The 16,070-nt window shown below is 60.6% G+C and carries 14 protein-coding genes; 9 read left to right on the forward strand and 5 right to left on the reverse strand.

Annotated elements, in window-relative coordinates:
* Positions 1-33: 33 nt before the first annotated feature.
* Positions 34-1,005 carry a LysR family transcriptional regulator gene (locus ACP7B0_RS19675; protein ID WP_426143278.1) on the forward strand — a complete coding sequence of 324 codons (972 nt, stop codon included), beginning with the start codon at positions 34-36 and terminating at the stop codon, positions 1,003-1,005.
* 72 nt (positions 1,006-1,077) lie between these two features.
* Here ACP7B0_RS19675 and ACP7B0_RS19680 read toward each other — a convergent pair whose 3' ends face one another.
* Positions 1,078-2,049, reverse strand: coding sequence for a LysR family transcriptional regulator (locus tag ACP7B0_RS19680; RefSeq protein WP_426143279.1), 972 nt, complete (start codon positions 2,047-2,049; stop codon positions 1,078-1,080).
* A gap of 174 nt (positions 2,050-2,223) precedes the next feature.
* Between ACP7B0_RS19680 and argH the strand changes: the two genes are divergently transcribed.
* From argH to ACP7B0_RS19715, 7 genes are all read left to right on the forward strand, one after another.
* Positions 2,224-3,651: an argininosuccinate lyase gene (argH, locus tag ACP7B0_RS19685; RefSeq protein ID WP_426143280.1), complete on the forward strand. Its 1,428-nt coding sequence runs from the start codon at positions 2,224-2,226 to the stop codon at positions 3,649-3,651.
* 21 nt (positions 3,652-3,672) lie between these two features.
* A complete protein-coding gene (locus ACP7B0_RS19690) occupies positions 3,673-4,548 on the forward strand; it encodes an amino acid ABC transporter permease (protein WP_426143281.1) in 876 nt (291 codons plus the stop codon).
* Between the two features lie 16 nt (positions 4,549-4,564).
* The gene (locus tag ACP7B0_RS19695; RefSeq protein WP_426143282.1) at positions 4,565-5,329 is read left to right on the forward strand and encodes an amino acid ABC transporter ATP-binding protein; all 765 of its coding nucleotides are present in this window, start codon (positions 4,565-4,567) and stop codon (positions 5,327-5,329) included.
* Positions 5,330-5,357: 28 nt separating this feature from the next.
* Positions 5,358-6,194 carry an ABC transporter substrate-binding protein gene (locus ACP7B0_RS19700; protein ID WP_426143283.1) on the forward strand — a complete coding sequence of 279 codons (837 nt, stop codon included), beginning with the start codon at positions 5,358-5,360 and terminating at the stop codon, positions 6,192-6,194.
* A 63-nt stretch (positions 6,195-6,257) separates the two neighbouring features.
* A complete protein-coding gene (locus ACP7B0_RS19705; RefSeq protein WP_426143312.1) occupies positions 6,258-7,106 on the forward strand; it encodes a polysaccharide deacetylase family protein in 849 nt (282 codons plus the stop codon).
* The gene (locus tag ACP7B0_RS19710) at positions 7,099-8,001 is read left to right on the forward strand and encodes a polysaccharide deacetylase family protein (protein ID WP_426143284.1); all 903 of its coding nucleotides are present in this window, start codon (positions 7,099-7,101) and stop codon (positions 7,999-8,001) included. Before ACP7B0_RS19705 ends, ACP7B0_RS19710 begins: the two co-directional genes overlap by 8 nt.
* Positions 7,998-9,359, forward strand: a complete 1,362-nt coding sequence (locus tag ACP7B0_RS19715) for an MmgE/PrpD family protein (protein ID WP_426143285.1) — start codon at positions 7,998-8,000, stop codon at positions 9,357-9,359. Before ACP7B0_RS19710 ends, ACP7B0_RS19715 begins: the two co-directional genes overlap by 4 nt.
* Positions 9,360-9,601: 242 nt before the next feature.
* Here ACP7B0_RS19715 and mmsB read toward each other — a convergent pair whose 3' ends face one another.
* Entirely contained in the window at positions 9,602-10,489 is an 888-nt protein-coding gene (mmsB, locus tag ACP7B0_RS19720; protein WP_426143286.1) for a 3-hydroxyisobutyrate dehydrogenase, read from the reverse strand.
* A gap of 30 nt (positions 10,490-10,519) precedes the next feature.
* Positions 10,520-12,037 carry a CoA-acylating methylmalonate-semialdehyde dehydrogenase gene (locus ACP7B0_RS19725; protein ID WP_426143287.1) on the reverse strand — a complete coding sequence of 506 codons (1,518 nt, stop codon included), beginning with the start codon at positions 12,035-12,037 and terminating at the stop codon, positions 10,520-10,522.
* 197 nt (positions 12,038-12,234) lie between these two features.
* Here ACP7B0_RS19725 and ACP7B0_RS19730 point away from each other — a divergent pair, with 197 nt between their 5' ends.
* Positions 12,235-13,206, forward strand: a complete 972-nt coding sequence (locus tag ACP7B0_RS19730; protein WP_426143288.1) for a LysR family transcriptional regulator — start codon at positions 12,235-12,237, stop codon at positions 13,204-13,206.
* On the opposite strand, the gene ACP7B0_RS19735 is transcribed toward ACP7B0_RS19730, so the two are convergent.
* Together ACP7B0_RS19735 and ACP7B0_RS19740 are read right to left on the reverse strand one after the other, a co-directional pair.
* The gene (locus ACP7B0_RS19735; protein ID WP_426143289.1) at positions 13,184-15,151 is read right to left on the reverse strand and encodes a putative bifunctional diguanylate cyclase/phosphodiesterase; all 1,968 of its coding nucleotides are present in this window, start codon (positions 15,149-15,151) and stop codon (positions 13,184-13,186) included. The two genes, ACP7B0_RS19730 and ACP7B0_RS19735, sit on opposite strands and share 23 nt — an antisense overlap.
* Before the next feature lie 177 nt (positions 15,152-15,328).
* A complete protein-coding gene (locus ACP7B0_RS19740; RefSeq protein WP_426143290.1) occupies positions 15,329-16,024 on the reverse strand; it encodes an ArsR/SmtB family transcription factor in 696 nt (231 codons plus the stop codon).
* Positions 16,025-16,070: the final 46 nt, after the last annotated feature.

Here is a 16,070-nt window from a genome sequence, read left to right on the forward strand (position 1 = left end):
TTCATTATTTTGTTCACCAATAAAGGCCACGAAGTGACCCAAACCACCCGCCAGATAGCCCCGATCCGACCGCCCTCCCGGCCGCTGGGCGAGCGACTGGACTGGAATCTGCTGCGCACGTTTCAGGTGGTCGCCCAAGAGTTGAGCATCAGTCGCGCTGCCGCTCGCCTGCATCTGTCGCAGCCGGCCGTCAGCCAGGCGCTCAAGCGGCTGGAAGAACAACTGGGCACCGCCTTGATAGAGCGCCGGGGGCCACGCTTTCTATTGACTCAATCGGGCATCGAAACCCTGCGGGTGGCCGCCGACGTTCAAAGCCACTTCGTGCAACTGGACGCCGCGCTGGAACGCACCTCAGACCAGGTCGTTGGCAAGGTTCGCCTGCTGACCGTCAGCGGCATTCATTGCGCCGTGTATGACCGATTCCTGGCGCAACTGCATCGCGACTACCCCGGCATCACGCTTGAAATCGACGTGCAATCCAGTGACGCGATTCTCAGCGCCCTGTCTCAGAAAACCGCGAGTTTCGGTCTTGCCGTCACTCGCGCCGCGCCCTCCTGGCTCGGTCAGCAATGCCTGACGCAGGAGCACTACGCGTTCTATTGCAGTGATGCGCACCCGCTGTTCGGCCGTGAGGATCTGGCGCTTGATGACTTGCGCGACGAGCAGTTGATTATCTTTACCGGCGACCTGCTGGGCGGGACGCTGTCGTCCCTTGCCGAGTTTCGTGACCGTCACGAACTGACCGGGCAGATCGTCGCTTCATCGGCCAACACTCAGGAAATACTGCGCCTGGTGCTCGCCGGGTTTGGCATTGCCTGTCTGCCGCAGCACATCTGTCAGGGCGAATTGCAGGCTGGCCGCTTATGGCGGCTGCCACCCGAAGGAGGCGTGGGCTCGGTGGACATCAACCTGATGTGGAACCTGGATCAGCGCCTGACCAAGGCCGAAGCGATTTTCCTGCAAACGCTGCGCGAGGCTATCCGGCAGGCTCCAATCGAGACCTGATGCGCAAATAAGGTGCGCCTGTTACCGATATACGCAACGTCGCACCGTGAGTGTGCACTTATTGAGAAGTTATTACTCGATCTGATTAACGCTGTAACTTTCCTGCATGATCTGCAGAAATACATCCACTAACGGGTTACGGGGCACCTGTTGTCTGTATAACAGTTTAAACGGTGTGACAAGGGTAAATGTCTGCGCCATGACGGAGCGCATCTCGCCGCGCTCAACATAACTTTTGGCCCAATGCGTGGGCAAGTAACCCAGGTAACGACCGGTCTTGATCAGAATAGCCACTGCCTCTACCTGGGTTGCAACAGCGGTCACATTACGCGTACCCAAGAGCTTTGGCTTTGCTGTATGCACGGCATAAGCGTGTTCGATAAATTCGGCCTGAGCGAGACACTTTTCGTCGATATCCCCATCCGCCATCGCAAAAAACGGATGGTTCGACGAACAATAAAGCTCTGACGTTTCGTCGTACAACGGCATGATCTGAAAGTCATCCTTGGCGCTATACACCGGCACGATACCGACGGCAAAACGCCCTTTGAGAACGCCTTGTTCGATCTCGTCCAACGGCGCCACGCTCAAACGCACCCTGGCCTTGGGAGCCTTGCCCTGCAAGACTTGCAGGGCATCCACCAGCCGTGATTCGGGGTCGGAAACGGTGTTATCAATGACCGCGATATTCAAATCACCGAGCAATTCGCCGCGCACATTTCCCAGCCGGTCACGGAAGTTATCCAGGGCCATGAACAGGTCCAGGCTGGCGTCATAGATGATCTTTCCTTGTTCTGTCAGGCAGAACTTTTCCCGCCCACGCGTACATAAACGCATGCCCAGGCGTATTTCAAGATCCGATATCTGCTTGCTGATCGCGGCCAGGCTGATATTGAGTTCTACCTGGGCTGCGGTAAATCCGCCGCATTCAACCACGGCTCGAAAAACCTTGAACAGTTTCAAGTCCATGGCACTGGCCATTGAAATAGCCACCTCGCCACTTCGCTTTGGCAGGTTTCCACTTTCAGTAAGTTGACTTGTCATTTAAAACATTTCCCCGCGTGTTGTTTTTTCCTAGCATCCCTCCCATCGAATCGATTGACTGTTGTTTAACGCCTGACTTTCGTTGCTCGCTTATCTATTACCCGGTGATCTTCACATCGCCTGAGGTGTTGGACTAAAGGTGCCGAGCAATCCACGTGCCAACGGAGAAATTAGATGTCTGATGCTACTGATCGCCTTTGGGGAGCCCGCTTCAAATCAGGCCCGGCCCACGCCATGGCCAACCTGTCCCGGTCGCCCAAAGCGTACTTTCGCCTGACCCCGTATGACATCGCTGGCTCCAAGGCCCACGCCAATGAACTGAACCGCGCCGGTCTGCTCGACGCTGGCGAAACCCAACGCATCATCGAAGCGCTGCGCAGCATCGACGAGGACTTCGCAGCCGGTTCCATCGAGCCGATTGCCGCCGATGAAGACGTGCATACCTTCATCGAACGCCTGCTCACCGAGCGGCTGGGCACACTGGGTGGCAAGCTGCGTGCGGGACGCTCGCGCAATGACCAGTCCGCCAACGACATGCGCTTGTTCCTGCGCGATCAAGTCCGGGTCATGACCCTGGCAATCCTTGAACTGCAGAAGGCGTTGGTGGCTCAGGCCGAGCAACACATCAACACCGTCGCGCCGGGCTTCACTCACCTGCAACAGGCGCAGCCGATTGTGTTTGCGCATCACTTGATGGCCCACGCCCAAGCTATCCATCGCGACATTCAACGCCTGCAGGACTGGGACAAGCGCTTCAATCTGTCGCCACTGGGCGCCGCGGCTATGGCAGGTTCGGCCATCGCTCGCGACCCACAGCGCTCGGCCGCGGAAATGGGTTACGCAGGCCCCTGCGAAAACTCCATCGACGCTGTCGCCAGCCGAGACCACGTCGCCGAATTCCTGTTTTGCAGCAGCATGCTGGGCATCAATATCTCGCGCCTGGCCGAAGAGTTTTGTCTGTGGACCTCGCGTCAATTTCGCTGGGTTGAACTGGACGACGGTTACGCCACCGGCAGTTCGATCATGCCGCAGAAAAAGAACCCGGATATCGCTGAACTGGCCCGTGGCAAGTCCGGCCGTCTCATCGGCAGCCTGACCGGCATCCTTGCGGTGCTCAAAGCCCAGCCGCTGTCCTACAACCGCGACCTGAGCGAAGACAAACACGCGATTCTCGACAGCCTGGAAACCGTGCATCTGGTCCTGCCCGCCTTTGCCGGCATGGTGCAGACCATGAACGTGCGCGTCGATGAATTGCTGCGTCAGGCACCCCTGGGCTTCACCCTCGCCACCGAAGTGGCCGACTGGCTGGCGGTGCGCGGCGTGCCGTTCAAGGAAGCCCACGAGATCACCGGCAAACTGGTGCAACTGTGCGAAGAGAGCGACATCGGCCTGGAGGAGCTCACCACTCAACAATTGGCCGCTACCGATTCACGCCTGACGCCGGACGTGCTGGAAGCGTTGACCCTTGAGGCCGCCCTCGCCGCACGCAGCGGTTGGGGCGGGACTTCGCCCGTGCGCGTTGCCGAACAGATCGAGCGCTTCAAACAGCAGTTGGTGGCCCAGGAAAAATGGGCACTCGATTACGCCGGTCCACGCGGCTGAACCCACACCGGAGCAAGGCACATGGCACAGATTAAAGCCCCAGGCAAAGACGAGCGCGTGTCGCTCGCCGCCAAGTACGACATCTCGGCCTACAAGGTCGTCCCCCGCCGCTACTTCGGCCGTTATGCCGCCGCCACGCTGATTGTGGTGCTGCTGATCGGGCTGGTGCAGGCGTTCATCAACGGCAACATCGAATGGTCGTTCGTGGCGCAGTTCCTCACCGCCGAGTCGATCATGTTCGGCCTGCTGAACACCATCACCATGTCGATCCTGGCCATGGTGCTGGGCGTGGTGCTCGGGGTCGTGGTAGCGGTGATGCGCATGTCGCAGAACCCGCTGCTGCGTTATGTCGCCCAGAGCTACACCTGGCTGTTCCGGGGCACGCCGCTGATTCTGCAGTTACTGCTGTGGTTCAACCTGGCGCTGATCTTCCCGACCCTGGGCATTCCCGGTCTGTTTGAATTCAGAACCGTGGAGGTCATCACGCCGTTCGCCGCCGCGCTGCTGGGGCTGGGCATCAATCAGGGCGCCTACACCGCTGAAGTGGTGCGCGCCGGGTTGCTGTCGGTGGACAGCGGCCAGTACGAAGCAGCCAAGGCCATCGGCATGCCGCGCTTGCAGGCGCTGCGCCGGATCATCCTGCCTCAGGCCATGCGCATCATCATTCCGCCGGTCAGCAACGAGTTCATCGGCATGGTGAAAATGACCAGTCTGGCCAGCGTCATCCAGTATTCGGAACTGCTGCACAACGCCCAGAACATCTACTACGCCAACGCCCGGGTCATGGAGCTGCTGATCGTGGCCGGTATCTGGTATCTGGCCGTCGTGACCGTACTGACCCTGGGTCAGGCCCGACTGGAAAAACGCTTCGCCCGTGGCGCTGGCAAACGTAATTGAGCCGAGGATGCTGATCATGCTGAACATCGTCAAGGCAGTAGACGTGAACAAGTTCTTCGGCGACTTCCAGGCGCTCAAGAACGTCAATCTGGAAATCCCCCACGGCGAGGTCCTGTGCATCATCGGCCCGTCAGGCTCCGGCAAAAGCACGCTCCTGCGCTGCATCAACCAGCTGGAAAAAGTCGATGGCGGCGGGCTGTGGGTCGATGACGAGATCGTCGGCTTTCGCTCCGAAGGCCACAAGCTGATCGAGCTGAGCGACAAGCAGATCGCCAAACAGCGGCTGAAGACCGGCATGGTGTTCCAGCGCTTCAACCTGTTCGCCCACATGACCGTGCTGGACAACATCCTCGAAGGCCCGGTGCAGGTCTTGCGCCAGCCGGTGGAAGAATGCCGCGCGCTGGCGTTTGAATTGCTCAAGCGCGTGGGTCTGGAAGCCAAGGCCAACGCCTATCCCATCGAGCTGTCCGGCGGCCAGCAGCAGCGCGTCGCCATCGCCCGTGCCCTGGCCATGCGGCCAAAATTGATGCTCTTCGATGAGCCGACTTCAGCACTCGATCCTGAGCTGGTGGGCGAAGTGTTGTCGGTGATGCGCGACCTGGCCAAGAGCGGCATGACCATGGTGGTGGTGACGCACGAACTGGGTTTTGCTCGCGAAGTCGCCAATCGCGTGGTGTTCATGGATGCCGGACAGATCATTGAAACCGGCGCCCCGGAAGACGTACTGATGAACCCGCGCAACCCGCGCACTCAAGATTTTATTGCTGCCGTTCTGAACTGAAACCAACCGCCTTTTTGAGGATGTCGATTTGAAAACTTTCGCGCTTACCGCTACCGCCGTATTGTCCGCCCTGATTTCGGTTTCGAGCTGGGCAGCAGACACCCACGTATTGCCAAAATCCATCACCGAGAAAGGCTACATTTCTGCGGGCATCGCCCCGAACTATCCGCCGATGGACTTCAAAGACCCGGCCACCAACAAGTTGACCGGCATCGACTACGACCTGGGCACTGAGATCAGCAAGCGCCTGGGCATCGAAATCAAATGGCAGGAAACCGCCTTCGAACAAATGGTCAGCGGCCTGGCGACCAACCGTATCGATATCGTCATGTCCGGCATGACCGATACGCCGGAGCGCCAGAAGACCGTCGATTTCGTTGACTACTTCAGCACCGGCCCGCAGTTCTACACCCTCGAATCCCAAAAAGATCTGAAGGAAATCGAAGACATGTGCGGCAAGAAAATCGGCACCAGCCGACGCACGACGTTCCCGGTGGAAATTGCCAAGTGGAGTGACGTCAACTGCGTCGCCAAGGGCAAGCCTGCCATCACCGTGATCGGCACCGAAGGCAGCGCCGACGCCCGTGCGCAATTGCGACAATCGCGTCTGGATGCCGCGGTGCAAGGCAGCGAAACCCTGCCGTATATCCAGGGCCAGGAGCCTGGCGTGTTCAAGATTATTGGCGAACCTTTGGCCCGTCAGTTGACCGGCCTGGGTGTGGCCAAGAACAATCCTGAGCTGAGCGCAGCGATCATCGCCACGCTCAACGACATGATCAAGGACGGCCGTTACCTGAAGATCCTCGACAAGTGGAATCTGAAAGACGGCGCGGTCACTGAAGCGACCCTCAACGGCGCCAAGTAAGCCGCACACCCGCCTGACGTCGCTCAGGCGGGTGTTTTGATTCCGTTCGCACTGGAGAAACCCATGCCCGGCATGACCAACTTGCGCTGGCCTGAAAATGCCCGGGCCAGTGTAGCCCTGGCCTTCGATCTGGACGGCCCCACCGGGGCCGCGATGCTCGACGGTACGATCTGGCACAAACCCGAATACTTCACCTTCGGCAGCTATGGCCCGTACCGCGCACTGCCCCGTCTGCTGGACATGCTCAAGGCCCACGCCACCCCGGCGACGTTTTTCGTGCCCACCTGGGTCGTGGAAAACTGGCCGCGTCAATGCCAGGCCATCATCGAACACGGCCACGAAGTGGCTTATCACGGCTATCGCCACGAATCCTTTTTCGCCCTGGATCTGAACGCCCAGCGCGACGTCATGCAAATCAGCGCCGATATTTTCAAGCGCTACCTGGGCATCACCGCCACGGGTTTTCGCACGCCTTCCGGCGACTGGCACAAGGAAACCCCCGCCCTGCTCATGGACTGCGGCGTGACCTATTCCAGCAGCATGCGCGGCGACGACCGGCCTTATTTCATCGAGGTCCCCGGCCAGCCCAATGGCCTGGTGGAGATTCCCGGTCGCTGGGAGCTGGATGACTATGCCTCGCTGGCCTACACCCGGGCGCCGAACTATCCGGCCGGGCTGGACCGCATCGCCAGCTACGACCAGACCCTGGATAACTGGTGCCGCGAGTTCGACGGCACCTATCGCGAAGGCTTGTGCATGACCACGCTGCTGCACCCCAAAATCAGCGGCAAGCCGGGACGCATCCACCTGCTGGAGCGTTTTCTGGAACACATGCACAGCCATCCGGATGTGTGGTTTGCCACCTGCAACGACGTCGCCGACTTCTGGCTCAAGGAGCATCGCCATGACTGAAGCGCAATCCGTGTGGCCCGCGCCGTACCGCTGCGCCGTGGTCGTCACCTTCGACTACAACGACATTCACGGTATCATGACGCAGGTGCCCGCCATGGCCGGGCGCGACAAAAGCCTGTCGGTATGGCGCTACGGCACCACTCGCGGCGTCCAGCGGGTGCTGGACGTGCTCGACCATCAGCAAATCCCGGCCACCTGGTGCATTCCCGGCATCGTTGCCCAAGAGAATCCCCAGACAGTGCAGGTGATCAACGCCGCCGGGCATGAAATCGCCTGCGCGGGTTATCGCCATGAAGACTTTTCCCGACTGGACCTGGCCGCTCAGCACGCGTCACTCAAACGCGGTTGCGACGTCATCGCTGAAATGACCGGTCAGCGACCCAGCGGGTTTCGTGCGCCAGCAGGCAGCTACGCACCGGGTTTCGTCGACGCCTTGCGCGCCGAAGGCATCCGATGGTCGTCCTCATGGTCGGGTGACGACCTGCCGTATTTGCACCCGAGCACTCAGATGGATTGCGCACCGCTGGTGGAACTGCCACTGCATTGCGAACTGGAAGACGAACCCTATTTCGCTTTCAACCTCGCGCCCGCCGTGCCGGTCAGCCAGGCGCGGATCGCGTCGTGCGCCGACGTCCTGAAAAACTGGCAGCAGGATTTTCAGGGCTTCCACCGTTTCGGTCTGTGCTACGTCATGCGCCTGCACCCGGAAACCCTGGGCACGGTGGGACGCAGCGGTCTGCTGCTGGAGCTGCTGACCTGGCTCAAGGCGCAACCGGATGTGTGGTTCGCCACGGCCGAGGAAGTGGCGGACTGGTGGACTCAGGGTCACGACAACCTGCCTGAAGATCACCCCGCCGCCGTTTTCGAGCGCCATCGCCGGAGCCAGGAATCATGAGCCATCCTCTTCAGGCATTGAGCCAGTTCGCCAGCCACAACGACTACGACGCACTGCCCGCGCCCCTGGTGGAAAAAGCCAAGCGGCACTTTCTCGACACCCTGGGCGCAGCGTTGGCAGGTTCCAAAGCCCCACTGACCCAACACGCCCTGCGCGCCATGAACGCCAGCGAAGCCGAGGGCGCTTCGGTTATCTGGGGTACCGATCAGGGCTTGTCAGCGCGCAACGCGGCGCTGATCAACGGCATCGCTGCCCACGCGCTGGAGCTGGACGATTCCGGTGGCTGCGATCATTCCGGTGCCGTCGTCGTGCCTGCCATGCTGGCGGTGCTGCCGTTGTGCGACCCGATGCCCAGCGGCAAAGAACTGATCAATGCCATGGTCATCGGCTATGACGTGGCCCGCCGCGTGCTGGAAGCCTGCGGCGGGTATTCACCTCACAACGAAGCAGGCTGGCACTCCACCGGAACGTGTGGCGTGTTCGGCGCTGCAGCGGCCTGCGCCCGCTTGCTCAAACTCGACAGCGAACAAACCGCTTCCGCGCTCGGTCTAGCGGCCAGCATGAGCGGCGGATTGTGGGCGTTCATTCATGACGGTGCCGACAGCAAAAAACTGCACGCCGGACGCCCTGCCGAGGGCGGTGTGCTGGCGGTGTTGCTGGCCCGTGAAGGCGTAACCGGCCCCGCACGGATTTTCGACGACGTGTGGGGCGGATTTCTGCGCACCCTGGCGCGCGACACAGCCCAACCTCAGGCACTGACTGCGGATCTGGGGGAGGTCTGGAAACTCGCCCGCTGCTCCATCAAGCCTTACGCCGCCTGCCGGGGCACCCATTCCGCTATCGACGCCATCGGGGACTTGCTCAGCGAGCTGAGGATCACGGCGGATGAGATCGAAACCATCGACGTCAGCGCCAGCGAGTTTCTGGTGGGCATGTGCGCAGGCATCGACACCACCACCCTGGCCGCATCGCAAATGAGCCTGCCCTATGCGCTGGCCGTGCGCTGCCTGTTGGGTCATGCCGGGCTGGATGCCTACGAAAAAGCGCTGCGCACCGACCCGGACGTACTTGGCTTCATGCAGCGTATTGAAATGCACAGCGATGCGTCTCTTGCACCGCTGGATGAACCACGTCTGACCCTGACCGGCAAGGACGGCCGCAGCGCCTCCCGGCAAGTCCAAAACCCGCTGGGCGGCCCACTCAACCCCATTGGCGATGACGCCTTGCTGGAGAAGTTTCGCTCACTGGCAATTCGCGCGTTGCCGGTTACCCAGGTCGAACGCATCGCCCATCTGTGCATGACCCTGGACCAACAAACAGATCTGTACGAACTGCTGGAGCTTTTGCGCAGCCCATGAAGGCCTGCTGCCCTGGCCAAAAATCCCGACTCTCGATCTTCCGGTCGGATTTGGCTGGCCGGGTCTGCTCGCAGGAATCGAGTGGACGAGGAGGTTATTCAGTGGCTGATGTTGTGGGACCGGCTTGAGCCGGGAGACCGCATCTCCGGCAATAGAGAAGCAGTGGATGTACCCGACTCTTCCCGGCTAAAGCCGGTCCCACGAGCTTGCGCATTACCCTCCGAAATACCGCCGACAACCTGTCACTCCTTCTTGCGATACCCCTCGACGATGGCCGAGAAGTCCTTGCCGCCGTCGCCGCGCAGGCTCATGGCCTGATACAACTGTTGGGCTACGGCGCCGAGGATCACCGGCTGGTGTGCGGTGCGCGCCGCCTCGGTGGCCAGGGCCAGGTCCTTGAGCATCAACTCAGCACCGAAGCCGCCGGTATACCCCCGCGCAGCCGGGGCGGTTTCGACGATGCCAGGCCACGGGTTGTACGCTTCGGAGCTCCAGCAACGTCCCGTCGAGCTGTTGATGATGTTGGCCAGAATCCCGGTGTCGATGCCCAACGAGTTGCCCAGCGCCATAGCCTCGGCCACGCCGATCATGGAAATGCCCAGCAGCAGGTTGTTGCAGATTTTTGCGATCTGTCCGGTGCCGATGTCGCCGCAATGCACGAGGGTCTTGCCCATTTTCGCCAGCACGGGTTTGAGCACTTCAAAGTGTTCGGCACTGGCACCGACCATGAACGTCAGCGTCCCGGCCTGAGCACCACCGGTGCCGCCGGAGACCGGGGCATCCCCCAGCGTTACACCTTGTCGGGCGGCGATGGCGGCGATGTCGCGGATGGTCTGCGGGTCAATGGTGCTGCAATCCACAGCCGGCACGCCTGCGCCAATCCCCGCCAACACGCCGTCCTCCCCCAGATATACGCTGCGCACATGAGCGGCAGCCGGCAGCATGGTGATCACCAGCTCCGCGCCTTGGGCGGCATGTTTGGGGGATTCGCTGATGCGTGCGCCCGAGGTGGCCAGATCATTCAAGACAGCGGTGTTCAGATCGAACAGGTGCAGATGATGCCCGGCCTTGAGCAGGTTGCGAGCCATCGGCGCGCCCATGTTACCCAAGCCGATGAAGGCGATTTTCATGGTTGTTCTCCTTGGCAGCGTTTTGAACGGTCACCGCAAACTGATCGTGGTATTCACCCCGTCATTGACGCTGTCGTCGTCGAACCAGCGGCTGGTGACAGTCTTGGTTTGAGTGTAGAACTGCACCACTTGTTTACCATACGGGCCGAGGTCGCCCAGCTTGGAACCCCGGGAGCCCGTGAAGCTGAAGAACGGCACCGGCACCGGGATGGGAATGTTGATGCCCACCTGGCCGACGTCGATTTCGCTCTGGAACTTGCGCGCCGCCGCGCCACTCTGGGTAAACAGGCCGGTGCCGTTGCCATAAGGGTTGGCGTTGACCAGTTCGATGGCTTGATCCAGGGTGTCGACTTCCAACACCACCAGCACCGGGCCGAAGATTTCCTGGGTGTAGATCTGCATGTCGGTGGTCACACCGGAAAACAGCGTCGGGCCGACAAAGTTGCCGTCTTCAAACCCCGGCACCTTGACGTCACGCCCGTCCAGTTCCAGCTTCGCGCCTTCGCGCACGCCGCTTTCAATCAGGTCAAGAATCCGCTGCCTGGCGCGTCTGGAGATCACTGGCCCCACATCGGTGCCCGCCTCGCTGCCTGCGTTGACCTTGAGTTTTTGCGCCAGGGCTTTCAGGTCCGGCAGCCACTCTTTCGCCGCGCCCACCAGCACCACCACGGACGTGGCCATACAGCGCTGGCCTGCCGCGCCAAAACCGGCGCCCACCAAAGCGTTCAGGGTCTGTACGCGGTTGGCATCGGGCAGCACCACCGCGTGATTTTTCGCGCCCATCATCGCCTGCACCCGCTTGCCATGTTCACCCGCCAGCTTGTACACGTGGGTGCCAACCGCCGTAGAACCGACAAAAGAGACAGCCTTGATATCCGGGTGCATGCAGATCGCATCCACCACCGATTTGCCGCCATGCACCACGTTAAGCACACCCGCTGGAACACCCGCTTCAACCGCCAGTTCCACCAGCAGCATGGTGGACATGGGGTCCTGTTCGGAAGGCTTGAGCACGAAGGTGTTGCCGCAGGCGATGGCCATGGGGAACATCCACAGGGGAATCATCGCCGGGAAGTTGAACGGTGTGATCCCGGCGCAAACGCCGATGGGTTGGCGCAAGGTGTAAGTGTCCACGCCGCTGGCGACGTTCTCGGAAAACTCACCCATTTGCAGCGTGCCGATGGAGCAGGCGTGTTCGACCACTTCCAGGCCGCGAAAGATATCGCCCTCGGCATCGGCCAGGGTTTTGCCCTGCTCGGCGCTCAGCACGGCGGCAATGCGTGGCGAGTGTTCACGAATCAATGCCTGCAACTTGAGCATGATGCGCATGCGTGTGCCGATGGGCGTCAGGCGCCAGGTTTTGAACGCGTTCTGCGCGGCGGCAACGGCAGCGTCGACTTCGGCATCGGTAGCAAACGGCACCTGGGCGAGCACGTGCTGGGTGGCCGGGTTGACGACGTCGTGCCATTCGGCGCTTTGGGACACAACCCACTCGCCGCCGATCAGCATTTTGACTTGGGCAGGCGTGCCTGATGAGGTGCTGGTCATAAATCCCTCCGCTTATTGTTGTTGTGTGTGTGCACCTAAGCCGAACGGTATGCGTAGACAGCGGGCCGGACGGCTTGCCCTCGCCGCCTTGCGTTCGTGAGCGCCAGCAAGGAGGCTTCCCACTGTTGGTTCAGGCCTGAAGTTGGAGTATAGATGTGCAAACTTCTAACAAGAATGCTCATAAAAGCAGGATCAACATGCAAAAAAACATTGCCTCCCTGGGTCTTCTCAATTGGGATGACTTGAAGTTTTTCCTTGAGGTGGCCCGCACGCGCAAGGCCAGTCTGGCGGCAAAACGCCTGTCGGTGGACTACACCACGGTGTCGCGGCGCATCAGTTCTCTGGAGGGTTCGCTGGGGACATTGTTGTTCGAAAAGTCCCGCAACAACGGTTTTGTGCTCACCGCCGAGGGCCAGCGCTTGCTGGGCTATGCCGAGTCCATCGAAAGCACGCTGCACATGGCCTGCGAACAGGTGTCAGGCGCCAGCATGGCGTTGTCCGGACACATCCGCATGGGCTGCACCGAGGGCTTCGGCAGTTTTTTCATCACGCCGCAGCTGAGCCATTTTCTGGACAGCTACCCGCAAATCTCCGTCGACATACTGCCCCTGCCGCACTTCATCAGCCTGTCCAAGCGCGAAGCCGACATCGTGATCGCCCTGGAACGCCCGGAACACGGGCCGTATGTCTGCTGCAAGCTGTGCGATTACACCCTGCGGCTGTATGCGACGCCGTCCTACCTGGACAATCACCCGCCACTGCGCACCACCGCCGACCTCGCCGCACATACCTTCATCAGCTATGTCGACGACCTGGCGTTCAGCTCGGAACTGCTCTACCTGAGCAACCTGTTGCCCGGCGCCCAGGCCCAACTGCGCAGCACCAGCGTCATCGCCCAATATCAGGCGGCACTGCAAGGTCGGGCACTGGCCATCCTGCCGTGCTTTCTCGCGTCGCAGGATTCACGGCTGGTGCCGGTGCTGGAAGAGGAGGTGAACATTACGCGCCACTTCTGGATGTACTGCCGGGAGGATTTGAGGAAGCTCAAGCGGATCACCTTGCTGTGGGATTACATTCGGCAGGTGACGGAGTTGAATCGGCCGCTGTTGCTGGGGGAGGCACGAGAGGTAAGGTTTGCGGACTCACTTACGCTTCAGGCATCGCTTTGATGGTCGCCACGCCCGCCTGCTCCCGCGCCAGCCACGCCTGGGTTTCGCTCAATCCGATGGGGCGAGAGAACAAATAGCCTTGCGCCCAGACACAGCCCAGACGCTTGAGCGCGGCCAGTTCGTCTTCGGTTTCCACGCCTTCGACGATGCATTCAAGCTGCATGTCGTGGCTCAGGGCGAGCAGGGATTTGACGATTTTAACGCTGGCAGGGTTCAGATGAATGCCGGTGACAAAACTGCGATCGACCTTGAGTTTGGTCAGCGACAACGCATGAATCTGGCTGAGACTTGAATAACCGGTGCCAAAATCGTCCAGGGAAATACCGCAGCCCCTCTCCCGCAACAGAGCAATGGCCCGCTGGGTTTGCGCCAGGTCCTGGATCACGGCCGTTTCGGTGATTTCCAGGTCCAGACAATACGGATCGAAGCCACTGTTGCTGATGGCCTGCGCAATCTGTTGCACGGCTTCTGCCGATCCGCAGTCGTGAGCAGAAAGATTAAAGGACAGACGAATGCCATGCGGCCAGGTGGCGGCAGCCTTCAGCGCCTGCTTCAAGAGGGGGATCGTGAGCCGGTTGATCAAACCAATGCGCTCGGCAACGGGGATGAACTCGCTCGGAGGTACGTGACCCAACTCAGGACTTGTCCAGCGGCCCAAGGCTTCAAAGGCAACGGTGAGCTGGGTACGGATGTCGACGATGGGCTGAAACACCACATGGAATTCTGTATCCAGGTCAGCCCGGCGCAATGCCTGTTCGGTGAGCCCTTCGCGATTGAGCTGCCGACGGTGCTCGGCGCAAAACAGGCTGACGTTGCCGGGCCTGTGGCGCTTGCTTTGATACAGCGCGTAATCCGCGTATTCGTAGACCTGCGTGTCATCCGACGCAAGATCCGGAAACGTCGCAATCCCCAGCGACGCGCTGATCTGGATCGGAATGTCCACCAACAGGAACGGCTCGCGCATTCTGGCGCAAAGCTTCTCGCCAAACGCCCGAAGCTGTTGATCACTCTGGGCATCGGTGATAATCAACGCAAACTCGTCACCGCCCAGCCTGGCCAGATGCACGCTCTCATCGAGCAGGCCCGATAAACGCTGGCCGACCTGGTACAACAACTTGTCCCCGACACTGTGACCGTAAAGATCGTTGACTGGTTTGAACCCGTCCAGATCAATCAGGCCCACCGCCAGCCGCACGTCTTGCACTTGCGCTTTGGAGAGCATCATTTCGAGGCTGGAAAAGAACTGCCGACGATTGGCCAGGCCCGTCAGGCTGTCCTCATTGGCAAGACGGCGGTTTTCGTCACTGAGCTTTTCCGTGCGTGCCTGCATGTTGACCAGTCGGGTGAAGTCGACGTACTGGTCCTTGAGAATCGACAGCATTGCGATGGACACAAAAAGCACATTGATCGCGGTGGCAATGAACGTGATGTTGTTGGTGGTGGCAAAAAACACCACGAAGGCAATGTTCACGACCGCCGCCGTCGTCAGGGCAGCGGGAAGCAGATGCATCATGCAGAAAATGCAGGCGATGACCGTGATCGCCATGTAAAACGCGACGTGGGCCTGGTTGTGTACATCGCCGTATGGAACCAGCGCCAGCGACCATGCGGTGAAACCGGCCGCAACGAAGAGCGACAACCGATTGGTGCGGTTGAGCGCGGCGAGCATTATTTCCTGCGTGGGCGGTGCGCGCCGACATGAACGCCACCACAGGGCCGCCCGCGTCGCGCAAAAAACAACCATGACCGCCGGGCAATACACCACCAGCCAGCGGGGAGCCAAAGCGTAATGGGTAGCCGCAAGGGCCAGACTGTTGACCAGCAGGATGAAGTACATCATCGGCAGTTGCCGAGACAGCGCGATGTATTGCGCCTTGAGCAAGCCGGGGTTGTTACGAGGCGCGGACATCAATGCCCAAAAACTGCCGAGCAGACTTCTCTTCATCGCGGGGTGGCTCTGAATGCAGGCGGGTGAAAACCGACCGGATGATCTTTTCCGGTTTGGGCCAGGAACTGGGTTGACGATGGGCTCTTCAATTCGTTTCGGCTGCGCCGGGGTTTTCTTCAGTTTTTTCCGACGGCCAGCCAGGCTCAGAAAGATGAGCGATTCAGGTAGCAGCGGCTACTTCGCGCTACCCAAGCCAAAACTGCGTGACAGACCGGCAAGCCCGCCGGGGGTCAGGCGCAGCGCCCGGGAGTCCAGATGCCGAGCCACCCAGCCGCGCTTGAGCATCAACGCCAGCATTACCGCCCCCAGCGCCCCACCAATATGGGGTGAGCGCTCGCTCCAGTCCATGCAGGGGTACGCCGTGCGCCTGCGCTGTCGGGTCAATGCCTGCACGTCAATCCCCAACCCTGCCAGCAACAGCGATCCCTTCTCTGTCACCCGGTAGTCCCGCTCGTGACTTTCGATCCACTTCGAGGCAAGCAACCCATCGTGCAGCCTGACCGCCAACTCGCCCGCGCAATGGTCGTAGCACGTGCGCGCGTAACGCAGGGCCGAGGGTGTAGAAGGCTCGAAGACGGGCGCAGGAACATCAGCCAGGAACAACAATGCCTCCAGCGCCGCGGCCACTTTCGAATGAGCCAATCGGTAGTAGCGATGCCGACCCTGAACCATCAACTCAACCAGCCCCTGCTCACGCAGACGGCTGAAATGGCTGCTGGCCGTCGAGGCACCGATCTCGGCAACAGCCGCCAGTTCCGTTGCGGTGCGCGCATGGCCGTCCAGGAGACTGCAGAGCATCTTTGCCCGGGCCGGATCAGCAATGGCGCCGGCAATGCTGGCAAGACTGGTGTCCGCGTGGTGTGCATCCATGATTCGTTCAACCCCGAAGCGTCCCGTGTTGCGCCCATCATACTGG

The organism is Pseudomonas sp. DWP3-1-2 (genome assembly GCF_049896285.1).
Lineage (GTDB): Bacteria > Pseudomonadota > Gammaproteobacteria > Pseudomonadales > Pseudomonadaceae > Aquipseudomonas.